The sequence below is a fragment of the Streptococcus gwangjuensis genome (assembly GCF_028156745.1).
GTDB classification, from domain to species: domain Bacteria; phylum Bacillota; class Bacilli; order Lactobacillales; family Streptococcaceae; genus Streptococcus; species Streptococcus gwangjuense_A.
In genome coordinates, this window is the sequence record NZ_JAODJG010000031.1 from 164,297 (window position 1) to 188,578 (window position 24,282).

Annotated in this window: 26 protein-coding genes and 1 riboswitch; all 26 genes read left to right on the forward strand. The window is 41.8% G+C overall.

The features are described from left to right. The first annotated feature begins 14 nt into the window (after window positions 1-14). The 26 genes from uvrA to rplP all read left to right on the forward strand — a co-directional run bounded on the left by uvrA (window position 15) and on the right by rplP (window position 24,273). Window positions 15-2,846, forward strand: a complete 2,832-nt coding sequence (uvrA, locus tag N5909_RS04585; RefSeq protein WP_261026964.1) for an excinuclease ABC subunit UvrA — start codon at window positions 15-17, stop codon at window positions 2,844-2,846. Next, entirely contained in the window at window positions 2,839-3,900 is a 1,062-nt protein-coding gene (locus N5909_RS04590; protein ID WP_261026963.1) for a M24 family metallopeptidase, read from the forward strand. Before uvrA ends, N5909_RS04590 begins: the two co-directional genes overlap by 8 nt. Window positions 3,901-3,957: 57 nt before the next feature. Continuing rightward, window positions 3,958-4,108: riboswitch (M-box (ykoK) riboswitch) on the forward strand. 194 nt (window positions 4,109-4,302) lie between these two features. After that, on the forward strand, window positions 4,303-6,963 hold the full coding sequence (gene mgtA, locus N5909_RS04595; RefSeq protein WP_271630883.1) for a magnesium-translocating P-type ATPase: 2,661 nt from the start codon (window positions 4,303-4,305) through the stop codon (window positions 6,961-6,963). Window positions 6,964-7,098: 135 nt separating this feature from the next. Further along, on the forward strand, window positions 7,099-7,497 hold the full coding sequence (gene spx, locus N5909_RS04600; RefSeq protein ID WP_000591165.1) for a transcriptional regulator Spx: 399 nt from the start codon (window positions 7,099-7,101) through the stop codon (window positions 7,495-7,497). A 66-nt stretch (window positions 7,498-7,563) separates the two neighbouring features. Further along, a complete protein-coding gene (locus tag N5909_RS04605) occupies window positions 7,564-8,133 on the forward strand; it encodes an SP0191 family lipoprotein (RefSeq protein WP_042751756.1) in 570 nt (189 codons plus the stop codon). 86 nt (window positions 8,134-8,219) lie between these two features. Then, window positions 8,220-8,486, forward strand: a complete 267-nt coding sequence (locus N5909_RS04610) for an IreB family regulatory phosphoprotein (protein ID WP_000507059.1) — start codon at window positions 8,220-8,222, stop codon at window positions 8,484-8,486. A 3-nt stretch (window positions 8,487-8,489) separates the two neighbouring features. Continuing rightward, on the forward strand, window positions 8,490-8,909 hold the full coding sequence (gene ruvX, locus N5909_RS04615) for a Holliday junction resolvase RuvX (protein ID WP_004239076.1): 420 nt from the start codon (window positions 8,490-8,492) through the stop codon (window positions 8,907-8,909). Between the two features lie 15 nt (window positions 8,910-8,924). After that, complete coding sequence (locus N5909_RS04620) at window positions 8,925-9,230, forward strand: DUF1292 domain-containing protein (RefSeq protein WP_000017620.1); 306 nt, start codon at window positions 8,925-8,927, stop codon at window positions 9,228-9,230. A 406-nt stretch (window positions 9,231-9,636) separates the two neighbouring features. After that, the gene (locus N5909_RS04625) at window positions 9,637-10,887 is read left to right on the forward strand and encodes a folylpolyglutamate synthase/dihydrofolate synthase family protein (RefSeq protein ID WP_261026960.1); all 1,251 of its coding nucleotides are present in this window, start codon (window positions 9,637-9,639) and stop codon (window positions 10,885-10,887) included. Window positions 10,888-10,973: 86 nt separating this feature from the next. Then, a complete protein-coding gene (locus N5909_RS04630; protein WP_049502624.1) occupies window positions 10,974-11,438 on the forward strand; it encodes an SP_0198 family lipoprotein in 465 nt (154 codons plus the stop codon). A 245-nt stretch (window positions 11,439-11,683) separates the two neighbouring features. Beyond that, window positions 11,684-13,216, forward strand: a complete 1,533-nt coding sequence (gene cls / locus N5909_RS04635; protein ID WP_271630885.1) for a cardiolipin synthase — start codon at window positions 11,684-11,686, stop codon at window positions 13,214-13,216. A 254-nt stretch (window positions 13,217-13,470) separates the two neighbouring features. Further along, the gene (locus N5909_RS04640; RefSeq protein WP_271630886.1) at window positions 13,471-15,024 is read left to right on the forward strand and encodes a damage-inducible protein CinA; all 1,554 of its coding nucleotides are present in this window, start codon (window positions 13,471-13,473) and stop codon (window positions 15,022-15,024) included. A gap of 119 nt (window positions 15,025-15,143) precedes the next feature. Continuing rightward, window positions 15,144-17,351, forward strand: a complete 2,208-nt coding sequence (nrdD, locus tag N5909_RS04645) for an anaerobic ribonucleoside-triphosphate reductase (protein WP_271630887.1) — start codon at window positions 15,144-15,146, stop codon at window positions 17,349-17,351. Between the two features lie 11 nt (window positions 17,352-17,362). Next, window positions 17,363-17,503 (forward strand): hypothetical protein, encoded by a 141-nt coding sequence (locus N5909_RS04650; protein WP_000521618.1) that lies wholly within the window; start codon window positions 17,363-17,365, stop codon window positions 17,501-17,503. A gap of 43 nt (window positions 17,504-17,546) precedes the next feature. Further along, window positions 17,547-18,053 carry a GNAT family N-acetyltransferase gene (locus tag N5909_RS04655; protein WP_271630888.1) on the forward strand — a complete coding sequence of 169 codons (507 nt, stop codon included), beginning with the start codon at window positions 17,547-17,549 and terminating at the stop codon, window positions 18,051-18,053. Continuing rightward, window positions 18,046-18,636: an anaerobic ribonucleoside-triphosphate reductase activating protein gene (gene nrdG / locus N5909_RS04660; RefSeq protein ID WP_271630890.1), complete on the forward strand. Its 591-nt coding sequence runs from the start codon at window positions 18,046-18,048 to the stop codon at window positions 18,634-18,636. Before N5909_RS04655 ends, nrdG begins: the two co-directional genes overlap by 8 nt. Then, entirely contained in the window at window positions 18,633-19,259 is a 627-nt protein-coding gene (locus N5909_RS04665; RefSeq protein ID WP_271630891.1) for a uridine kinase family protein, read from the forward strand. The genes nrdG and N5909_RS04665 overlap by 4 nt, the downstream gene beginning before the upstream one ends. A 243-nt stretch (window positions 19,260-19,502) precedes the next feature. Then, window positions 19,503-19,811 (forward strand): 30S ribosomal protein S10, encoded by a 309-nt coding sequence (rpsJ, locus tag N5909_RS04670; protein ID WP_001284513.1) that lies wholly within the window; start codon window positions 19,503-19,505, stop codon window positions 19,809-19,811. 216 nt (window positions 19,812-20,027) lie between these two features. After that, entirely contained in the window at window positions 20,028-20,654 is a 627-nt protein-coding gene (gene rplC, locus N5909_RS04675) for a 50S ribosomal protein L3 (RefSeq protein ID WP_000160197.1), read from the forward strand. Between the two features lie 24 nt (window positions 20,655-20,678). Then, the gene (gene rplD / locus N5909_RS04680; RefSeq protein ID WP_000024537.1) at window positions 20,679-21,302 is read left to right on the forward strand and encodes a 50S ribosomal protein L4; all 624 of its coding nucleotides are present in this window, start codon (window positions 20,679-20,681) and stop codon (window positions 21,300-21,302) included. Further along, the gene (locus N5909_RS04685) at window positions 21,302-21,598 is read left to right on the forward strand and encodes a 50S ribosomal protein L23 (RefSeq protein ID WP_001055347.1); all 297 of its coding nucleotides are present in this window, start codon (window positions 21,302-21,304) and stop codon (window positions 21,596-21,598) included. The genes rplD and N5909_RS04685 overlap by 1 nt, the downstream gene beginning before the upstream one ends. A gap of 17 nt (window positions 21,599-21,615) precedes the next feature. Then, a complete protein-coding gene (rplB, locus tag N5909_RS04690; RefSeq protein ID WP_000512911.1) occupies window positions 21,616-22,449 on the forward strand; it encodes a 50S ribosomal protein L2 in 834 nt (277 codons plus the stop codon). Between the two features lie 103 nt (window positions 22,450-22,552). Continuing rightward, window positions 22,553-22,834, forward strand: a complete 282-nt coding sequence (gene rpsS, locus N5909_RS04695; RefSeq protein ID WP_000533766.1) for a 30S ribosomal protein S19 — start codon at window positions 22,553-22,555, stop codon at window positions 22,832-22,834. Between the two features lie 11 nt (window positions 22,835-22,845). Next, window positions 22,846-23,190 carry a 50S ribosomal protein L22 gene (rplV, locus tag N5909_RS04700; RefSeq protein WP_000818137.1) on the forward strand — a complete coding sequence of 115 codons (345 nt, stop codon included), beginning with the start codon at window positions 22,846-22,848 and terminating at the stop codon, window positions 23,188-23,190. Window positions 23,191-23,202: 12 nt separating this feature from the next. Continuing rightward, entirely contained in the window at window positions 23,203-23,856 is a 654-nt protein-coding gene (gene rpsC / locus N5909_RS04705) for a 30S ribosomal protein S3 (RefSeq protein WP_000529936.1), read from the forward strand. A gap of 3 nt (window positions 23,857-23,859) precedes the next feature. After that, entirely contained in the window at window positions 23,860-24,273 is a 414-nt protein-coding gene (gene rplP, locus N5909_RS04710; RefSeq protein ID WP_000960946.1) for a 50S ribosomal protein L16, read from the forward strand. Window positions 24,274-24,282: the final 9 nt, after the last annotated feature.

A 24,282-nucleotide genomic window follows, 5' to 3' on the forward strand; every position in this document is an offset into this window, starting at 1 on the left:
TAGAAAGAATAAAGATGCAAGATAAAATTGTCATTCATGGGGCGCGTGCCCATAATTTAAAAAATATTGACGTGGAAATTCCACGAGACAAGCTGGTTGTAGTGACTGGTTTGTCAGGTTCAGGGAAATCCAGTCTGGCCTTTGACACCCTCTATGCGGAGGGACAACGTCGCTATGTGGAGAGTCTGTCAGCCTATGCTCGCCAGTTCTTGGGAAATATGGAGAAGCCTGATGTAGATGCTATTGATGGTCTCAGCCCAGCTATTTCCATCGACCAGAAAACGACTAGTAAAAATCCTCGCTCGACGGTGGGAACAACGACTGAAATCAATGACTATCTGCGTCTCCTCTATGCGCGTGTGGGGACGCCTTACTGTATCAACGGGCATGGAGCTATCAAGGCTTCTTCTGTGGAGCAAATCGTGGATAAGGTTTTAGAATTGCCTGAACGCCAGCGCTTGCAGATTTTGGCCCCTGTCATCCGCAAGAAAAAAGGACAGCACAAGAGCGTTATTGAAAAGATTCAGAAAGATGGTTATGTCCGTGTCCGTGTGGATGGGGAAGTCTATGATGTGACCGAAGTGCCAGAGTTGTCTAAGAGCAAGCAACATAATATAGATGTCGTGGTTGATCGTATCGTTATCAAGGAGGGCATTCGTAGTCGTCTCTTTGATTCCATTGAGGCTGCCCTTCGTATCTCAGAAGGTTATGTCATTATCGACACGATGGACGATTCGGAGTTACTGTTCTCTGAGCATTATGCCTGTCCAGTTTGTGGATTTACTGTTCCAGAGTTAGAGCCACGTCTCTTCTCTTTCAATGCTCCTTTTGGTTCTTGTAGTGAGTGTGACGGCTTGGGTATCAAGCTGGAGGTGGATACTGATTTGGTAGTGCCAGATGCCGGCAAAACCTTACGTGAGGGAGCCTTGGCTCCTTGGAATCCTATCTCATCCAACTACTATCCAAACATGCTAGAGCAGGCCATGACAGCCTTTGGAGTGGATATGGATAAGCCTTTTGAGGACTTGTCAGAAGAAGATAAGAACTTGATTCTCTACGGCTCAGATGGCAAGGAATTCCATTTCCACTATGAGAATGAATTTGGTGGTGTGCGCGATATTGACATTCCTTTTGAGGGAGTTGTTAATAATATCAAACGTCGCTACCACGAGACAAACAGCGATTACACGCGCACCCAGATGCGCCTCTACATGAATGAGCTGACTTGCGGAACCTGTCACGGTTATCGTCTCAATGACCAGGCCTTGTCTGTCCGTGTTGGTGGTGAGCAAGGACCACATATCGGAGAAATTTCAGACCTGTCTATCGCGGACCACTTGGACTTGGTAAGCCAGTTGACTCTATCTGAAAATGAAGCCATCATTGCTCGGCCTATTCTCAAGGAAATCAAGGACCGTTTGACTTTCCTCAATAACGTGGGTCTTAACTATCTGACCCTGTCACGTTCGGCAGGAACCCTTTCAGGTGGAGAAAGTCAGCGTATTCGCTTGGCAACCCAGATTGGTTCTAACCTATCAGGTGTCCTTTATATTCTAGACGAGCCGTCAATCGGTCTTCATCAGAGGGATAATGACCGTCTGATTGCCAGTCTCAAAAAGATGCGTGATTTGGGTAATACTCTCATAGTAGTGGAACATGACGAAGATACTATGCGTGAGGCTGATTATCTGATTGATGTTGGTCCTGGTGCGGGTGTTTTTGGTGGGGAAATTGTTGCGGCAGGTACGCCTAAACAGGTAGCTCGTAACAGTAAGTCTATCACAGGCCAGTACTTGTCAGGCAAACGTGCCATTCCAGTGCCAGACGAGCGCCGTACCGGAAATGGTCGTTTTATCGAGGTGACGGGAGCGCGTGAGAACAACTTGAAAAATGTGACGGCTCGCTTTCCACTAGGGAAATTCATCGCAGTGACAGGGGTATCAGGTTCAGGGAAATCGACCCTAATCAATAGCATTCTCAAAAAAGCCATTGCCCAGAAGCTCAACCGTAATTCAGACAAACCTGGTAAATTTAAGACTATTACAGGGATTGAGCATGTAGACCGCTTGATTGATATTGACCAGAGCCCTATCGGACGAACGCCAAGGTCTAACCCTGCTACCTATACGGGAGTCTTTGACGATATACGTGACCTTTTTGCCCAGACAAATGAGGCCAAGATTCGTGGTTACAAAAAGGGACGTTTCAGTTTCAACGTTAAGGGAGGTCGTTGTGAAGCTTGCTCAGGCGACGGGATCATTAAGATTGAGATGCACTTCTTGCCAGATGTTTATGTGGCTTGTGAAGTTTGCCACGGAACCCGCTACAACAGTGAAACCCTAGAAGTCCACTACAAGGAAAAAAATATCTCGCAGGTCTTGGATATGACCGTCAACGATGCGGTGGAATTCTTCCAACATATTCCAAAGATTCAACGTAAACTCCAGACCATCAAGGATGTGGGGTTAGGCTATGTGACCTTAGGACAACCAGCTACCACCCTTTCTGGAGGAGAAGCCCAGCGTATGAAGCTGGCTAGCGAACTCCACAAACGATCGACAGGAAAATCTTTCTACATTCTGGATGAGCCGACGACAGGTCTTCATACCGAGGATATCGCTCGCTTGCTCAAGGTTTTAGCTCGCTTTGTAGACGATGGCAATACAGTCCTTGTTATCGAGCACAATCTAGATGTTATTAAGACAGCAGACCATATTATTGACTTGGGACCTGAGGGCGGTGTCGGTGGTGGAACCATCATCGCAACAGGAACTCCAGAAGAAGTAGCGGGCAACGAAGCAAGCTACACAGGACATTATTTGAAAGGAAAGTTACATCATGAATAAACGCGTACAAGCATTTCTAGCTAAAATGCAAGAAAAAGAACTGGATGGCATTATCATCAACAATCTTAAAAACGTCTATTATTTGACTGGTTTTTGGGGTTCAAATGGAACAGTCTTCATCAGCCGTGACCGTCAGGTCTTGGTGACGGACTCTCGCTATATCATTGCAGCCAAGCAAGAAACCAGTGGTTTTGAAATCGTAGCTGACCGTGATGAATTGGCTGTCATTGCAGGAATTGTTACGGACATGGGCTTGTCTCGAATCGGTTTTGAGGATGAGATTTCGGTTTCTTATTATCACCGTATGCAGGCAGCCTTTGAAGGAATTGACTTGCTTCCACAGACTCAGTTTGTTGAAAGTCTTCGAATGATTAAGGATGAAGTGGAGATTGCAGCTATTCGCAAGGCTTGTTCTATCTCAGACCAAGCTTTTCGCGACGCGCTTGACTTTATTAAGCCAGGAAAGACTGAGATTGAGATTGCCAACTTCCTTGACTTCCGTATGCGTGAGTTGGGAGCATCTGGCTTGTCTTTTGACACTATCCTAGCTAGCGGTATCAACTCTTCCAAACCTCATGCTCATCCCATGCACAAACCAGTGGAGCTGGGAGATGCTATTACCATGGATTTTGGTTGCCTCTATGACCACTATGTTAGCGATATGACACGAACTATCTATCTGGGGCATGTCAGCGACGAGCAGGCGGAAATTTACAATACGGTTCTGAAAGCCAACCAAGCCTTGATTGACCAGGCTAAGGCAGGATTAGCTTTCCGAGACTTTGACAAAATCCCTCGTGATATTATCATTGAGGCAGGCTATGGCGACTACTTTACCCACGGTATTGGACACGGTATTGGACTGGATATCCATGAAGAGCCTTACTTTAGCCAAACTTCTACAGAAACTATTAAGGCAGGTATGGCCTTGACAGATGAACCGGGTATCTATATTGAAGGTAAATACGGGGTTCGTATCGAGGATGATATCCTGATTACAGAGACAGGTTGTGAATTGTTGACCTTAGCTCCAAAAGAGTTGATAGTTATCTAAGAGTTAAACAACTCAAATGATTGACTTTTAAAATTTAAAGGTTTATACTGAAAGACGAAAACGGTAGGTGAGGCTACCATAGGGATACGGATGACTACCGCAAAGCAGTGGAGACACTACTCGTTGGTCAACAGTCCTGGTCGCGAAGGCCAAGACTAAGCTCATTACATTGCCCTATGGAGTTAAAGCTTGAACGAAAAACAGATAATTAGTTTTTTAATCCTGCCATTTTATGGTGGGATTTTCTACTGTTTAAATCAAAGAAAGGAGATAAACGATGCAAATTGACGATCATCCGGAACCGCACATACACAGCCAATCGCTGATTTGTGTCGTTCTGCCCTTATAAAGTGATTGGTCTCTGTGTATGAAACACATCATTCATACAGATAGGAGAAACCAATGAAAACTACAAAAGAAAGATTAGCAATAGCTATTCATACATCTTTAAACGAAACTCTATCTTTTTATAAGACAAGTCTAACAGGATTGACTGAAGAGCAGGTGGAGAAAAATCGTGACCTATATGGCGAAAATACCATCACAAAGGGTCAAGAAGACAGTATCCTCAAAAAGATTTACGAATCCATTATCAATCCTTTTACGATCATCTTACTGGTCATCGCCGTGATTTCCTTGGTGACCAATGTCTGGTTGGCAAAACCAGGTCAAGAGGATCCGACGACTTCTATTATCATCGTTGTCCTAGTCCTCATTTCTGGTGGCATACGCTTTGTTCAAGAACTCCGTAGTGATAAGGCTGCGACCAATCTATCAAAAATGATTGTCAACACAGCGACTGTCATTCGTCAAGGAGAAATTCAAGAAGTACCTATCGATGATTTGGTAGTGGGTGATGTGGTTAAATTAAGCGCTGGAGACATGATTCCAGCAGATCTTCTTTTATTTGAGTCGCGTGATTTCTTTGTACAACAGTCGGGCTTGACAGGTGAAAGTGAATCGGTTGAAAAATTGGCCTTGACCAAGGCAACAGTTCAACAATCTGATAGTCTGCTGGAAGCAGAAGCGCTCGCCTTTATGGGAACCAATGTCTTGTCTGGTAGTGCCAAGGCCGTGGTTTTAGCAGTTGGTGATGACACCATGATGGGGGCCATTGAGCAGACTTTGAACACCTATGACGAGCCTACTTCGTTTGAGCGGGAGATGAATAGTATTTCGTGGCTCTTGATTCGTTTGATGTTGGTCATGGTGCCCATCGTTTTCTTGTCCAATGGTTTAACAGATGGTGACTGGTTGGAAGCTGGCGTATTTGCTTTGAGTGTTGGTGTTGGATTGACACCTGAGATGCTTCCTATGATTATCACGGCCAGTCTAGCAAAAGGCTCCATCATTATGGCCAAGGAAAAAGTGGTTATCAAGAAACTCAATGCCATACAGGACTTAGGGGCGATTGATATTTTGTGTACAGATAAGACAGGGACTCTAACCCAAGACGAAATTGTCCTTGAATATCCCTTGGACATCCACGGACGCTTGGATTTGACCGTCTTGAGACGAGCTTATCTCAATTCTTATTTTCAAACGGGCTTGAAAAATTTGATGGACAGAGCTATCATCAAACGGACTGAAAAGGAAGCCAAAGAACACACCCTCTTGCAAAATCTGGCTCAAACTTTTCAAAAAATAGATGAGCTTCCCTTTGATTTTGAACGTAGACGGATGAGTGTTATCGTTAAGGATGAACACGAAGTTGTTAGTTTGGTAACCAAGGGTGCCCTAGAGGAAATGTTGATGATTTCCAGTTATGCGGAGTATCATGGAATGATTACTCCCTTGACAGATGCTACTAGAGAAGAAATCTTAGAAGAAGTCAGACAGCTAAATCAGCAAGGTTTGCGTGTCTTGGGAGTGGCCTATAAGTCAGGTTTGAGGGAAGGTCATGCCTATACAGTTGATGACGAAGGGGATATGATTCTAACTGGTTATTTAGCCTTCCTAGATCCTCCTAAACCATCTGCAGCACCAGCAATTAAGGCTCTGTTAGAGCATGGGGTTCAAACAAAGATTTTGACGGGAGACAACGAAAAAGTTACCCAAGCAGTCTGTGAAAAGGTTGGTTTGGATATCAATCAGATGTTGTTAGGATCTGAAATTGATCAGATGAGTGATCAAGAATTGGCCCAAGCCGTAGAGGAGGTAACCGTCTTTGCCAAACTTTCTCCTGACCAAAAAGCACGAATTATTTTGCAATTTAAGGCTAATGGTCATGCTGTTGGCTATATGGGAGATGGGATCAATGATGCTCCTTCTATGAAAGTTGCAGATGTGGGGATTTCTGTTGATACAGCAGTAGATATTGCCAAAGAAACAGCTGATGTTATCCTACTTGATAAGGATCTAATGGTGCTTGAAAAAGGACTTGTTGAAGGTCGTAAGGTCTATGCCAATATGACCAAATATATCAAAATGACAGTGAGTTCTAATTTTGGAAATATCTTATCCCTATTGGTCTCTGGAATCTTTTTACCATTTTTACCGATGGCTCCAGTCCATTTGATTATCCTAAATCTGGTCTATGATTTGTCTTGTATTGCCTTGCCTTTTGACAAGGTGGATAAAGATTTTTTGAGAAATCCGCATACCTGGGAAGCCAAGTCTATCACACGTTTCATGGTTTGGATGGGACCTATCTCTTCTGCCTTTGATATTTTGACCTTTATTTTGCTCTATTTTATCATTGTACCCATGACGACAGGTCAAGCCTATGTCCATGGAGCGGAGTCTGCCGTAGGATTTATTGTCTTGTTTCAGACAGGTTGGTTTATCGAGTCCATGTGGTCACAGACCATGGTTATCCATATGCTGCGTTCAGCCAAAATTCCCTTTTTACAAAGTCGTCCGGCTTGGCTAGTCCTTGTGACAACCTTATTGGCTGCAGCCTTTGTGACCTTCCTTCCCTACAGTCCACTCGCAATCCTACTTCATCTAACTCCATTAAAACCGATTTATTTCATCTTTTTACTTTTCATCATCATTTTGTATATGATTAGTGTGACAATTGTGAAAAAAATTTATATCAAGAAATATCAAGAATGGCTGTAAATTTCATTTTGTCAAGAAAAAAGTACGAAAATGACGAAAAAAGTCAAAAAAATTTAAAAATAGGTCGCAAGTCGGATGTTTTTTATGGTATAATAGACTAAACTGATAGTAACATGTAGCGAAAGGGGTAGGTACATGATTAAAATTTATACAGTCTCAAGTTGTACTAGCTGTAAAAAAGCAAAAACCTGGCTCAATGCCCACCAGTTAAGTTATAAAGAACAAAACCTTGGTAAAGAAGGAATTACGAGAGAAGAATTACTGGATATTCTGACTAAAACAGACAATGGAATAGCCAGCATTGTTTCGTCTAAAAATCGCTATGCCAAAGCCCTTGGAGTGGATATTGAAGATTTGAGTGTCAACGAAGTTCTCAATCTGATTATGGAAACACCGAGAATTTTAAAGAGCCCAATCCTTGTAGATGAAAAACGACTGCAAGTTGGCTATAAGGAAGACGATATTCGTGCCTTCCTACCACGCTCTGTCCGTAATGTAGAAAATGCAGAAGCACGTTTGCGTGCAGCTCTATAAACATCAAGGCTGGGAGTGCTTCCTAGCCTTGTTTGCTCTTTTAATTCAAAAATGATGTGAGGAATTATGAAAAAAATACTGATTACAAGTTTTGCACTACTTTTCTTGCTTGCTGGATGTGGGCAAAAAAAAGCGACAACTGCGTCCTCTAGTAGTAAATCTGAAACGTTACAGTCAACTTTACCTGTCCTAGAGAATGCTGAGAAGAATACAGTAGTTACAAAAACATTTATGCTACCGAAGTCAACAGACGGCAGTCAGCAGATTCAAACAGTCACATATAAAGGAAAACAATTTTTAAGTTTGACTATTATTCAAAAAAGACCAGTTACCGATGAATTGAAGACTTTTGTAACTGAGCATGGTGTAGAGGCTACCCAAAAAGCACTCATTGAAGCTGAAGGTAAAGATACCTCAATTCAGGAAGCGCGCAAGTTGCCAGGTTTTACACTTGAGACGAAGCTACTAAGTGAAACAGAAATTCAAACAACAACTACTTATGATTTTCAGGTTTTAGATATCAAAAAAGCTTCACAGGTTGAATATTTAAAGAATATTGGCTTGGAAAATCTTTTGAAAAATGAACCGAGTCAATATGTAGCAGACAGATTGGCAAATGGCGCGACAGAACAGTAGAAAATCCAAATAAATAGACTGCCTGAATTGTAGAACGTAAGGAATTATGCTATAATGGTACTATTCTAAGGAAAGAGGGTGTTAGAATGGGATTTACTGAAGAAACAGTACGTTTTAAATTGGACGATTCCAATAAAAAAGAAATTAGCGAAACTCTGACTGATGTTTATGCTTCGTTGAACGATAAGGGCTACAACCCAATTAACCAAATCGTAGGTTACGTATTGAGTGGAGACCCTGCCTACGTTCCTCGTTATAATAATGCACGAAATCAAATCCGTAAGTATGAGCGTGATGAAATCGTTGAGGAATTGGTCCGCTACTACCTAAAAGGACAAGGAGTCGATCTGTAACCTATGAGAATTATGGGATTGGACGTCGGTTCAAAAACGGTAGGGGTGGCTATTAGCGATCCGCTCGGTTTTACAGCTCAAGGACTTGAAATCATCCAAATCAATGAGGAGCAAGGCCAATTTGGTTTTGACCGCGTTAAGGAGTTGGTTGATACTTACAAGGTGGAACGATTTGTAGTGGGCTTGCCTAAAAACATGAACAATACAAGTGGACCGCGCGTGGAAGCTAGTCAAGCATACGGAGCCAAGCTAGAAGAGCTTTTTGGTTTACCAGTAGACTATCAAGATGAACGCTTGACAACAGTGGCTGCAGAGCGTATGTTGATTGAACAAGCAGATATCAGTCGCAATAAGCGCAAGAAAGTCATTGATAAGTTAGCAGCTCAGCTGATTTTACAAAATTATTTAGATAGAAAATTTTAATATAAAGGAGAGGCTATGTCACACGATCATAACCACGACCACGAAGAACGTGAACTAATCACACTAGTAGATGAGCAAGGAAATGAAACCTTGTTTGAAATCCTTTTGACGATTGATGGAAAAGAAGAATTTGGTAAAAACTATGTTCTTCTAGTACCAGTTAATGCAGAAGAAGACGAAGACGGACAAGTTGAAATTCAAGCTTACTCATTCATCGAAAACGAAGATGGAACAGAAGGTGAATTGCAACCAATCCCAGAAGACTCAGAAGACGAATGGAACATGATTGAAGAAGTCTTCAACAGCTTTATGGAGGAGTAAACACGTTCAGTGGACGTGTTTAGCCCTGCGCTAGAAATTAGAAACGCAGGCACATCCAGTGGATATTTTTACCCCAGTTCCTTAAAATAAGAGAGAACTGGTAAGTCCAGTGGATGTTTTTAGCCCTGCTTTTAGAAAAAAGAAAGAGCAGGCAGTCTGGGAGACTGTATCAGCCCAACTCCTAGAAATTAGAAGAGTTGGAACATCCAGTGGATATTTTTAGCTCAGCTCTTTGAAATAAGAGAGCTGGTGAATCTGGGTGGATGCTTTTACTCCACGTTAGCATTTATAGTAGCTAGGTATTAGCTAACCAGGTAAGAGGTCGGGACGAAAATCCTGGCCTCGTTTTTATTACTCATCATGCTTTGATGTGGTAATTGATTGGACTTTTGTCAAGGAGATGTATATGTTTGAAGTAGAAGAATGGCTTCACAGTCGGATTGGTTTGAATTTTAGGTCAGGTTTAGGCCGAATGCAACAAGCGGTGGATTTGTTGGGGAATCCCGAGAAGTCTTATCCTATTATCCACGTAACAGGGACTAATGGGAAAGGATCTACCATTGCTTTCATGAGGGAGTTATTTATGGGACATGGCAAAAGAGTTGCGACTTTTACCTCCCCTCATATCGTCTCTATCAATGATCGAATCTGCATTAACGGGCAACCAATAGCTGATGCAGACTTCATCCGTTTGGCTAATCAGGTCAAGGAGATGGAAAAAACACTTCTGCAAACCCATGACCAGTTGTCCTTTTTTGAATTGCTGACCTTGATTGCTTTTCTTTATTTTAGAGAGCAAGAGGTGGATTTGGTTTTATTAGAAGTGGGAATTGGTGGCTTGCTTGACACGACCAATGTGGTAACTGGAGAGCTTGCTGTCATCACCTCCATCGGGCTTGATCATCAGGATACTCTGGGTGACAGTATAGCAGCAATTGCAGAGCAGAAAGCTGGTATTTTTAAGACTGGTAAAAAAGCAGTGATTGCTAAGTTGCCTTCAGAAGCTAGGCTTGTTTGTCAGAAAAAAGCAGACTCTTTAGCTGTTGACCTTTATCAGGCAGGTCAGGATTTTTCAATGTTGAATGGGAATTTTTCAAGCTCTTTGGCTAACCTTTCACAGTTGAAAATAGGCTTGGAAGGAACTTATCAGCAGGAAAATGCGGCCTTGGCGTTGCAAACGTTTCTTCTCTTTATGAGGGAAGAAAAGGAAGCTGTTGATGAGCAAGCTGTAAGACAGGCTTTGGAGAAGACCCATTGGGCTGGGCGTTTGGAGCGTATTCGCCCGCAGATTTACTTGGACGGTGCTCATAACCTCCCTGCCTTGACTCGCTTGGTTGAATTTATTAAAGAAAAAGAGCAGGAAGGATATCGTCCTCAAATCCTCTTTGGAGCCTTGAAACGGAAGGATTATCAAGGGATGTTAGGTTATCTGACTGAGAATTTGTCTCAGGTGGAACTCAAGGTAACTGGCTTTGATTATCAGGGTTCTTTAGATGAGACAGATATAACAGGTTACGATGTAATTCCTTCTTATCGCGAATTTATCAGCAGTTTCGAAGAAAGAGCAGATGCCCAGGATTTGTTGTTCGTTACAGGGTCTCTCTATTTTATCTCAGAGGTACGGGGCTATCTACTGGGGCATGAGCAGATAAATTGACCTCCTTTTTTGAACTTGTTATACTAGGAAAACTACTAGTTAGAAGGAAAAACTTCTGTAAATTGGTAGCAGAAAGGAAATTCATCATGAAATTAAAAAGATTCACACTTTCTCTTGCTTCTCTAGCAAGTCTTAGTCTCTTAGTAGCTTGTTCACAAAGAGCTCAACAAGTTCAACAACCAGTAGCTCAATCGCAAACACAACAAACTCAGCAATCACAACCTGCTGCTTCATCTTCGGCAGAAAATTCAAACCAGGCAGCGACAAGTTCTTCACAAAATACGCCTGAGGCTCAACCAACCAATATTGATGGAACTTATACTGGTCAGGACGAAGGAGACCGTATCACTTTAGTGGTAACTGGAACAACTGGTACATGGACACAGGTAGAAACTGACGGAGATCAAGAAATCAAGCAGGTTAGCTTCGATGCCGCTAATCAACGCATGATTATTGGGGATGATGTCAAGATTTATGCAATTAATGGCAATCAGATGATTATTGACGATAGGGATAGAGAAGCGTCTGATCGCATTGTTTTATCAAAATAGACTGGAAGGAGACTGGTTTTGTCAGTCTCTTTTGCTTTTACTCAGAAAAATGATTATAAATACTTGCCTTCTACCGAATACCTGCGTTATACTAGTATCATACTCAATGAAAATCAAAGAGCAAACTAGGAAGCTAGCCGCAGGCTGTACTTAAGTACGGCAAGGTGAAGCTGACTTTGATTGTGGTTTGAATTCGAAGAGTATCAATTACCTGTTTTTAGCATTCAAACTATCAAGGAGGGGATATGAAATATAGGAAATTTCAATTATTGATGTCCAAGTATGGCTTTAGTCTTTCGATTATGCTGCTTGAACTGTGTCTTGTTTTTGGTCTCTTTCTTTATTTAGGGCGGATGGCCCCTATTTTATGGATTATTGTCTTAATCTTTATGAGTATGGCGACCATTGTCGCTATTGTCAACCGTTCCATGGCGCCTGAAAGCAAGGTAATGTGGTTAGTGGTGACTTTTGTTCCTATCATTGGCCCCCTGCTCTATCTGATGTTTGGTGAAAGGCGATTGTCCAAAAAAGAAATCAAGCAGTTGGACAAACTTGGTTCCATGCATTTTCGGGAGGATAATAGCAAAGCTCTCCGCCAGAAATTGAAGGAAGATGATAAGGCGGCTTACGGAGTTATCAAATCTTTGCTAAGTATGGATAGCAATGCCGATGTCTATGATCGAACAGATTCACAATTCTTTTCTTCGGGTGAAAGCATGTGGCAACATATGTTGGAAGACCTCAAGAAAGCTGAGAAATTTATCTTTCTAGAGTACTATATTGTCGAAGAAGGTCTGATGTGGAATAGCATACTAGATATACTAGAGCAAAAGGCAGCTCAGGGTGTAGAGGTCAAGATGCTCTATGATGATATCGGTTGTATGGCGACTTTACCTGGAGACTATACTGTTCAGCTTCGTAGTCGAGGAATTGAAGCCCATAAGTTTAACAAGGTGATTCCTCGTTTGACGGTGGCTTACAACAATCGGGACCATCGTAAAATCCTTGTTATAGATGGTCAGGTAGCCTATACAGGAGGTATTAACTTAGCTGATGAGTACATCAACCATGTAGAACGCTTTGGTTATTGGAAGGATAGTGGGATTCGCATAGATGGCCCTGGTGTCAAGGCTCTAACCCGTCTCTTTTTGATGACTTGGTACATCAATCGTGGGGAAATCAGTGATTTTGACCAGTATCACTTGGAAAACCAGCCTCGTTCTAGCCAAGGGCTCTGTATTCCCTATGGTAGTGGTCCCAAGCCCATCTTCCGTACTCAGGTAGGGAAAAAAGTCTATCAAAGTTTGATTAATCAGGCTACTGACTCAGTCTATATCACAACACCCTATTTGATTATTGACTATGATTTAACTGAGAGTATTAAAAACGCGGCCATGAGGGGTGTTGATGTTCGCATCGTGACTCCTTTCATTCCAGATAAAAAATTAATCCAACTCATTACAAGAGGGGCCTATCCGGATTTGTTGTCAGCAGGAGTAAGGATTTTTGAGTATAGTCCAGGCTTCATCCATAGTAAACAAATCTTAGTGGATAAGGACTTTGCTGTAGTTGGAACGATTAATTTAGATTATAGAAGTTTACTTCATCACTATGAAGATGCAGTTTTGCTATATAAAACGGCATCAATCACAGAGATTCAAAAAGATTTTCAGGAGATTTTTTCAGTATCTCAAGAAATTTTCCCTCATACGATAAAAAATAGCTGGTATCAGAAATTGATTAAGGAAATTGCCCAGTTATTCGCCCCTATCTTATAAGAAATCTAGGACTTAGGATACAACCCAGTCCTATTTTTCTTGCCTTTTACGAATAAGAAGATATAGGAGGAACGATGCTGACTCAGAAAGAATTGGATTATATCATGTCATTTAAACAGACGCATTTACACCGATTTCGGGAAATTGAAACCTTTGTGAAACTATGCAAAAAATCGCTCAAACAGCCATCGCAAGCTGACAATTTTAGGTCTTTTTGATATACTAAGACAGATAAATTGAATAGGAGAAACGATATGGCTGTATATGGCAGAATCGAAGAAGTATCCGAAACGATACAGAGTAATGAAATTGAAAATAGACTGGATAGGAACCTTGAATCTCATGTAGAAAAAGAAGAACAGGTAGCTTTCCCGTTTTTCAGACTCATCATTGGAAGTACGATTGCAACGGTTTTTTCTGTGGTGATACCTTTACTTTTAGATATGGTAGGTCCCTCTCAGGCGCAGGATTTGTATATAGGGTGGGCTTTACATCAGGGAGGACAGCTTTACAGTAGCTATTATGCAAGTCACGGTCTTCTTTATTACTTGCTACTTTATATTACCCAAGGAGGCATCCTTTTTGCCTTGGTAGAATGGCTAGCTCTCTTAGGAGGAGGTTATTTCCTCTTTTCTTCAACTGACTATCTGACGGGACAAAGGGAACAAGCCAAGCAACTCCTAACCATATTTTATATTTTGGTATCCGGTCTCGGTTTTGGAGGAGGATATGCTACGATTTTAGCTCTGCCATTCCTGTTTGCAGGATTTTCATTCATAGCAGCTTATCTATCAAATCCTAACCATGACAAGGGGTTTCTACGTCTGGGAATTTTCTTGGCTCTATCATTTTTCATAGAGCCTCTTACAAGTCTTCTCTTTATTGCAGTAGTAACGATTGGTTTATTTGTCTTTAATGTTGGGCATGGTCGTTTTGTCCATGGAGTTTATCAGTTTTTTGCAGCAGCACTTGGCTTTTCTCTCATCTTTTACCCAGTAGGCTACTATGTCCTTGCTTCAGGTGGCTTTGGAGAAGCTCTAGGAAGTCTTTTATATCCGATTGATTCCCTTCAGGTCTTTACCAATCCCCAACTAATGGATAATGTTGTATTCTATGGTTTGTTGACCTTTGGTTTAGGAGCTCTCTTCCTTGTTTTTCTAGGCTTGTTCCAATCAAAGGCATCAAGATTATATGTTATTTCAGTACCAGCTAGTTTTGCTTTCATATTTGTATTATCCTTGTTACTTTTTTCCCAAGAACCTCTTCACGGTTCACGTTTGATTCTAATCCTTCCATCTTTACTCCTTCTTTTGATGACCAGTATTCGTGGGAAACATTCAGCTAGGGGAGCTCGTCGTCGGAGAAGGGAGGAAATTCCTACTCTATGGAAAAAATTCATGAAGGGAAATCTCTACCTACCGATCCTAGTGGTGGTTTATCTGATTGCTATTCCTTTTGTGGCTCGTTTTGTCTTGCATCCAGCTTCTTATAGAGAACAACATCAAGTAGTAGACAGAGTCAAACAAGAGACGAGTGAGGGAGACCAAATTTATATTTGGGATTCACATGTTCAGATGTATAAAGAAAGCCAGCGTTTGGCTGGATCCATGTTCCCATCACCTCTTCTTTACACGAGTACAGAAGAGAATAAAACTAGTTTAATCAATGACTTGAAAGAAAACAAACCTAAGGTGATTGTGGTAAACGACAAGGTGGCTCTCTGGTCTGAGGTGGAGACACTCTTAAAAGAAAATTACCAACAAGTAAAGACTGATTACTCAGAGTTTAAAGTCTATAAAATTAAATAACTAAATCAATATCTTGTGGATTTTTAAAAATTTTAGGATTTTTAACACAAGATATTGATTTTTCTTTTTAGAGTGGTATAATACTTTTTAGATATCACATTTTAGAAAAGAGCATGAATATGATTGCACTAGAAGAAAAGAGCACCCCTTTGCCAACCCTATTTGTTGAAAAGCGTGATGGCAGACGAGTTGTATTTGATGTGGACAAGATTGACAAGGCTCTCCACAAGGCGGCTGACAAGGTTATGGATGTGACACCCTTGGTTGAAAAACGCCTCAATGCTCTGACTGAGCGAATCGTCACAGAAATTCATAGTCGCTTTCCACAGGGGGTTAAGATTTACGAAATTCAAAATATCGTAGAACATGAACTGCTTGAAGCCAAAGAATATGCGCTAGCTGAGGAGTATATTACTTATCGGACACAGAGGGATTTTGAGCGCTCAAAAGCGACAGATATTAACTTTAGCATCCATAAACTTCTCAATAAAGATCAGGCAATTGTCAATGAAAATGCTAATAAAGACAGTGATGTCTTTAATACCCAGCGTGATTTGACAGCAGGGATTGTTGGGAAATCAATTGGACTGCAAATGCTTCCTAAGCACGTAGCCAATGCTCACCAAAAGGGAGATATCCACTATCACGATTTGGACTACAGTCCCTATACACCTATGACCAACTGCTGTTTGATTGATTTCAAGGGGATGTTGGAAAATGGTTTTAAGATTGGAAATGCAGAAGTAGAAAGTCCCAAGTCTATCCAGACTGCGACAGCTCAGATTTCCCAAATCATCGCCAACGTTGCTTCTAGCCAGTACGGGGGATGTTCAGCTGACCGTATCGATGAAGTCTTGGCGCCTTACGCAGAGAAGAATTACCAAAAACACCTCAAAGATGCGGAAGAATGGGTTTTGCCTGAAAAACGGGAAGATTACGCTTGGAAGAAAACGCAAAAGGACATTTATGATGCCATGCAATCTCTCGAGTATGAAATCAATACTCTTTTCACTTCAAATGGACAAACACCTTTTACTTCGCTAGGTTTTGGTCTAGGAACCAATCGTTTTGAGCGTGAAATTCAAAAGGCTATTTTAAACATTCGCATTAAGGGCCTTGGTTCAGAACACCGCACAGCTATCTTTCCAAAACTTATCTTCACGCTTAAAAGAGGTCTTAACTTGGAAGAAGGGACTCCCAACTACGACATTAAGCAGTTGGCCCTCGAGTGTGCAACCAAGCGGATGTACCCAGATGTCTTGTCTTACGATAAGATTGTTGACTTGACAGGTTCTTTTAAGGTACCTATGGGTTGCCGTTCGTTCCTTCAAGGATGGAAGGATGAAAATGGTGTAGAAGTCAATTCAGGCCGTATGAATCTGGGCGTTGTGACGGTTAACCTGCCTCGTATTGCTCTTGAGTCTGAGGGCGACATGAATAAGTTCTGGGAAATCTTCAACGAGCGGATGAATATCGCTGAAGATGCTCTTGTTTATCGTGTCGAACGAACCAAGGAAGCAACACCAGCAAATGCTCCTATTCTGTATCAATACGGTGCTTTTGGTCATCGTCTAGGTAAAGAAGAAAGTGTTGACCAGCTCTTTAAGAATCGTCGGGCAACTGTTTCGCTGGGTTACATCGGTTTGTATGAAGTAGCGACTGTTTTCTTTGGTAATAGCTGGGAAAGCAATCCAGATGCTAAGGAATTCACGCTAGACATTATTCGAGATATGAAACGCCGTGTAGAAGAGTGGTCAGATCAATATGGCTATCATTTCTCTATCTACTCAACACCATCTGAAAGTTTGACAGACCGTTTCTGCCGACTGGATACAGAGAAGTTTGGTTCTATTCCTGATATTACAGATAAGGAATACTACACCAATTCTTTCCACTACGATGTGCGTAAGAATCCAACACCGTTTGAAAAATTAGACTTTGAGAAAGTCTATCCAGAAGCAGGTGCGTCAGGTGGTTTCATCCATTATTGTGAGTATCCAGTCCTTCAGCAAAATCCTAAAGCCTTGGAAGCTGTCTGGGACTATGCCTATGACCGCGTGGGCTATCTAGGAACCAATACTCCGATTGACCGTTGCTACAAGTGTGACTTTGAGGGGGATTTTGAACCAACTGAGAGAGGATTTGCTTGTCCAAACTGTGGCAATAGCGACCCTAAAACGGTGGATGTGGTCAAACGAACTTGTGGCTACCTAGGTAATCCTCAAGCAAGACCTATGGTCAACGGCCGTCACAAGGAAATCGCTGCGCGTGTCAAACACATGAATGGTTCAACGATTAAAATAACTGGCCATCAAGTAACAAATTAGAAAGAAATGAAATGGGAAAATATCAATTAGATGATAAAGGGCGCGCACAAGTGACCCGTTATCACGAGAAACACTCTAAAGGTGGAGCTGGTAAGAAAGAACGCTTGCTCAACCTCAGAGAACAATTTTTAAACAAGAATAAGAAAAAATAAAAGTGAGAGTCAACTCTCGCTTTTCTCTTAGCGGGAGGTAAGAATGGAACTACGAAGACCAATATTAGCAGATAAAGTAACAGTTTTAGAGATGATGGCAGAGTTTGAAAAATATCAGTCGCCTCACGACGGTGGTTTCTGGGATACAGAGAACTTTGTGTATGAAGAATGGTTGGAAACAAATATGCAAAAAGAGATGGGGATAAACTTGCCTGAAAATCGTGTTCCTTCTATTCAATTTGTATCATTTGATGATGTAGGTCGTGTTCTAGGATTTTTGAATCTGCGATTGAGACTGAATGAGGGGTTGTTGAATTATGCTGGCCACATTGGCTACTCCATTCGTCCATCAGAAAGAGGCAAAGGTTATGCTAAAGAGACTCTCCGTCAGGGCTTGAAAGTTGCTAAGGAAAAGAACATCAAGAGAACTCTTGTGACCTGTAGCGTAAATAATCCTGCTAGCAGAGCAGTCATTCTAGCAAATGGAGGAATTTTTGAAGATGTTCGTAATGGAGTCGAGCGTTATTGGATAGAGGTAGCGAATGAATAATCCAAAACCACAAGAATGGAAAAGTGAAGAGCTCAGTCAAGGTCGTATCATCGACTACAAGGCCTTTAACTTTGTTGACGGCGAAGGTGTGCGGAACTCTCTCTATGTATCAGGTTGCATGTTTCACTGCGAGGGATGCTATAATGTAGCGACTTGGTCCTTCAATGCCGGCATTCCCTATACAGCAGAATTAGAAGAACAGATCATGGAAGATCTCGCTCAACCTTATGTTCAAGGCTTGACTTTATTAGGAGGAGAACCCTTCCTTAATACAGGAATCCTTTTGCCACTTGTTAAACGTATCCGGAAGGAATTGCCAAACAAAGACATCTGGTCCTGGACGGGCTATACATGGGAAGAAATGATGTTGGAAACTCCAGATAAACTGGAACTCTTATCACTGATTGACATTCTGGTTGATGGCCGATACGATCGAACTAAGAGAAATCTCATGCTCCAGTTTCGAGGTTCGTCCAATCAACGCATCATCGATGTGCAAAAATCTTTCAAAAGTGGGCAAGTAGTGATTTGGGACAAACTCAATGATGGAAAAGAAAGTTATGAACAGGTGAAGAGAGAATGAAGAGAAAAGACTTAATAGACCAGTTTGTCTCAGAAATAGAAACGGGAAAAGTCAAGACACTGGGAATATACGGTCATGGGGCTTCAGGAAAATCAACCTTTGCACAGGAATTGTACCAAGCTTTAGATTCTACTACAGTAAATTTGCTAGAAACAGATCCTTATATCACCTCAGGACGCCATCTGGTAGTACCCAAGGACGCGCCAAATCAAAAGGTGACAGCCTGTCTGCCAGTGGCGCATGAACTGGCGAGTTTGCAAAGAGATATCCTCGCCTTACAAGCGGGTATGGATGTCTTAACAATTGAAGAACCTTGGAAGGCTAGTGAGGTCTTGTCTGGAGCAAAACCGATTTTGATTGTCGAAGGGATGTCTGTGGGCTTTTTACCCAAAGAACTCTTTGACAAAACCATCTGTTTCTACACGAATGAGGACACCGAATTAAAGCGGCGCCTAGCTCGAGATACGACTGTGAGAAATCGCGATGCATCCTTTATATTGGCTAGCCATCAGATGAGACGGGAGCAGTATCTGCTATACTATAAAGAAACTGAGTCAAAGGCGGACATTCTAGTGGACCAATCAGAAGGTAAATTTGAGCTCAAGAGGACTCAACTTATATAGAAGAAATCCGTAATTTTAACAAGAAAAAATAGGAAAACAGTTTCATTGTAAAAAAACGAAAAAACAGCAACAAATCCCTTGCAATCGCAGGGGCTTTGTGTTATTCTATTATGGTGCTGTAAATTACAGCCTTGGCTTTGATGCAAGAGGTTGCGACACGCTCGGTTGCATTGCCACGCAACACCGCGTCGGTTTTCTTGTGGAGCTAGCCTATTATCTTAAATAGACGAAAAGGAGAAAAAGATGGCAAACAAAAAAATCCGTATCCGTTTGAAAGCTTACGAACACCGTACGCTTGACACAGCGGCTGCAAAAATCGTAGAATCAGCTACTCGTACAGGTGCACAAGTTGCGGGTCCAATCCCACTTCCAACTGAACGTAGCCTCTACACAATCATTCGTGCGACTCACAAATACAAAGACTCTCGCGAACAATTTGAAATGCGTACACACAAACGTTTGATCGATATCGTTAACCCAACTCAAAAAACAGTTGATGCGTTGATGAAATTGGATCTTCCAAGTGGTGTAAACGTAGAAATCAAACTTTAATCTAAAATATAAAAGAGCAGAGGCTGGTGTTTCAATCTAATTGAACACGGGCTAAACTCGGTGTGAAAAAGATAAACTTCCTAGTTTCTGCTAGACACTGCGTCAGTTTCCTATTTTCACTTTGAGTTTGACGCCCTTTGTATCTTAGACTTGAGCATAAAAAACGCTCGTTAAAAACTTTTTGAATAAAAAATATAGAAAAGGAACTATTTTCTCATGACAAAAGGAATCTTAGGGAAAAAAGTGGGAATGACTCAAATCTTCACTGAAGCTGGCGAATTGATCCCTGTAACAGTTATTGAAGCAACTCCAAACGTTGTTCTTCAAGTTAAAACTGTTGAAACAGACGGATATAACGCTATCCAAGTTGGTTTTGATGACAAACGCGAAGTATTGAGCAACAAACCTGCTAAAGGACATGTAGCGAAAGCTAACACGGCTCCTAAGCGCTTCATTCGTGAATTCAAAAACGTTGAAGGCTTGGAAGTTGGTGCTGAAATCACAGTTGAAACATTCGCAGCTGGAGACGTTGTTGACGTAACTGGTACTTCTAAAGGTAAAGGTTTCCAAGGTGTTATCAAACGCCACGGACAATCACGTGGACCAATGGCTCACGGTTCTCGTTACCACCGTCGTCCAGGTTCTATGGGACCTGTTGCACCTAACCGCGTATTCAAAGGTAAAAACCTTGCAGGACGTATGGGTGGCGACCGCGTAACAATTCAAAACCTTGAAGTTGTACAAGTTGTTCCAGAAAAGAACGTTATCCTTATCAAAGGTAACGTACCAGGTGCTAAGAAATCTCTTATCACTATCAAATCAGCAGTTAAAGCTGGTAAATAATAAAGAAAGGGGAAATCAGTCACAATGGCAAACGTAACATTATTTGACCAAACTGGTAAAGAAGCTGGCCAAGTTGTTCTTAACGATGCAGTATTTGGTATCGAACCAAATGAATCAGTTGTGTTTGATGTGATCATCAGCCAACGCGCAAGCCTTCGTCAAGGAACACACGCTGTTAAAAACCGCTCTGCAGTATCAGGTGGTGGACGCAAACCATGGCGTCAAAAAGGAACTGGACGTGCTCGTCAAGGTTCTATCCGCTCACCACAATGGCGTGGTGGTGGTGTTGTCTTCGGACCAACTCCACGTTCATATGGCTACAAACTTCCACAAAAAGTTCGTCGCCTAGCTCTTAAATCAGTTTACTCTGAAAAAGTTGCTGAAAACAAATTCGTAGCTGTAGACGCTCTTTCATTTACAGCTCCAAAAACTGCTGAATTTGCAAAAGTTCTTGCAGCATTGAGCATCGATTCTAAAGTTCTTGTTATCCTTGAAGAAGGAAATGAATTCGCAGCTCTTTCAGCTCGTAACCTTCCAAACGTGAAAGTTGCAACTGCTACAACTGCAAGTGTTCTTGACATCGCAAATAGCGACAAACTTCTTGTCACACAAGCAGCTATCTCTAAAATCGAGGAGGTTCTTGCATAATGAATTTGTATGATGTTATCAAAAAACCTGTAATCACTGAAAGCTCAATGGCTCAACTTGAAGCAGGAAAATATGTATTTGAAGTTGACACTCGTGCACACAAACTTTTGATCAAGCAAGCTGTTGAAGCTGCTTTCGAAGGTGTTAAAGTTGCTAATGTTAACACAATCAACGTAAAACCAAAAGCTAAACGTGTTGGACGTTACACTGGTTTTACAAACAAAACTAAAAAAGCTATCATCACACTTACAGCTGATTCAAAAGCAATCGAGTTGTTTGCTGCTGAAGCTGAATAATCTAAGGAGGAAATATCGTGGGAATTCGTGTTTATAAACCAACAACAAACGGTCGCCGTAATATGACTTCTTTGGATTTCGCTGAAATCACAACAAGCACTCCTGAAAAATCATTGCTTGTTGCATTGAAGAGCAAGGCTGGTCGTAACAACAACGGTCGTATCACAGTTCGTCACCAAGGTGGTGGACACAAACGCTTCTACCGTTTGGTTGACTTCAAACGTAACAAAGACAACGTTGAAGCAGTTGTTAAAACAATCGAGTACGATCCAAACCGTTCTGCAAACATCGCTCTTGTACACTACACTGACGGTGTGAAAGCATACATCATCGCTCCAAAAGGTCTTGAAGTAGGTCAACGTATCGTTTCAGGTCCAGAAGCAGATATCAAAGTCGGAAACGCTCTTCCACTTGCTAACATCCCAGTTGGTACTTTGATCCACAACATCGAGTTGAAACCTGGTCGTGGTGGTGAATTGGTACGTGCTGCTGGTGCATCTGCTCAAGTATTGGGTTCTGAAGGTAAATACGTTCTTGTTCGTCTTCAATCAGGTGAAGTTCGTATGATTCTTGGAACTTGCCGTGCTACAGTTGGTGTTGTCGGAAACGAACAACACGGACTTGTAAACCTTGGTAAAGCAGGACGTAGCCGTTGGAAAGGTATCCGCCCAACAGTTCGTGGTTCTGTAATGAACCCTAACGATCACCCACACGGTGGTGGTGAAGGTAAAGCACCAGTTGGTCGTAAAGCACCATCTACTCCATGGGGCAAACCTGCTCTTGGTCTTAAAACTCGTAACAAGAAAGCGAAATCTGACAAACTTATCGTTCGTCGTCGCAACGAGAAATAATATTAAACTAGTCGCTTAAGTAACTAGTAAATCCGCCAGCTCGGTAGCGCTCCATAGGAGCGCAAGCCGCTGTGGTACAATATTTAAAGGAGAAAATATAAAAATGGGACGCAGTCTTAAAAAAGGACCTTTCGTCGATGAGCATTTGATGAAAAAAGTTGAAGCTCAAGCTAACGACGAAAAGAAAAAAGTTATTAAAACTTGGTCACGTCGTTCAACGATCTTCCCAAGTTTCATTGGTTACACTATTGCAGTTTATGACGGACGTAAACACGTACCTGTTTACATCCAAGAAGACATGGTAGGTCACAAACTTGGTGAATTTGCACCAACTCGTACTTATAAAGGTCACGCTGCAGACGACAAGAAAACACGTAGAAAATAAGGAGAACATAAATGGCAGAAATTACTTCAGCTAAAGCAATGGCTCGTACAGTACGTGTTTCACCTCGTAAATCACGTCTTGTTCTTGATAACATCCGTGGAAAAAGCGTAGCCGATGCAATCGCAATCTTGACATTCACTCCAAACAAAGCTGCTGAAATCATCTTGAAAGTTTTGAACTCAGCTGTAGCTAATGCTGAAAACAACTTTGGTTTGGATAAAGCTAACTTGGTAGTATCTGAAGCATTCGCAAACGAAGGACCAACTATGAAACGTTTCCGTCCACGTGCGAAAGGTTCAGCTTCACCAATCAACAAACGTACAGCTCACATCACTGTAGCTGTTGCAGAAAAATAAGGAGGTAAAATCGTGGGTCAAAAAGTACATCCAATTGGTATGCGTGTCGGCATCATCCGTGATTGGGATGCCAAATGGTATGCTGAAAAAGAATACGCGGATTACCTTCATGAAGATCTTGCAATCCGTAAATTCGTTCAAAAAGAACTTGCTGACGCAGCAGTTTCAACAATTGAAATCGAACGCGCAGTAAACAAAGTTAACGTTTCACTTCACACTGCTAAACCAGGTATGGTTATCGGTAAAGGTGGTGCTAACGTTGATGCACTCCGTGCAAAACTTAACAAATTGACTGGAAAACAAGTACACATTAACATCATCGAAATCAAACAACCTGATTTGGATGCTCACCTTGTAGGTGAAGGTATTGCTCGTCAATTGGAGCAACGTGTAGCTTTCCGTCGTGCACAAAAACAAGCAATCCAACGTGCAATGCGTGCTGGAGCTAAAGGAATCAAAACTCAAGTATCAGGTCGTTTGAACGGTGCAGATATCGCCCGTGCTGAAGGATACTCTGAAGGAACTGTTCCACTTCACACACTTCGTGCAGATATCGATTACGCTTGGGAAGAAGCAGATACTACATACGGTAAACTTGGTGTTAAAGTATGGATCTACCGTGGTGAAGTTCTTCCAGCTCGCAAAAACACTAAAGGAGGTAAATAACCAATGTTAGTACCTAAACGTGTTAAACACCGTCGTGAATTCCGTGGAAAAATGCGCGGTGAAGCAAAAGGTGGAAAAGAAGTAGCATTCGGTGAATACGGTCTTCAAGCTACAACTAGCCACTGGATCACTAACCGCCAAATCGAAGCTGCTCGTATCGCCATGACTCGTTACATGAAACGTGGTGGTAAAGTTTGGATTAAAATCTTCCCACACAAATCATACACTGCTAAAGCTATCGGTGTGCGTATGGGATCTGGTAAAGGGGCACCTGAAGGTTGGGTAGCACCAGTTAAACGTGGTAAAGTGATGTTCGAAATCGCTGGTGTATCTGAAGAGATCGCTCGCGAAGCGCTTCGTCTTGCTAGCCACAAATTGCCAGTTAAATGTAAATTCGTAAAACGTGAAGCAGAATAAGGAGAAGGC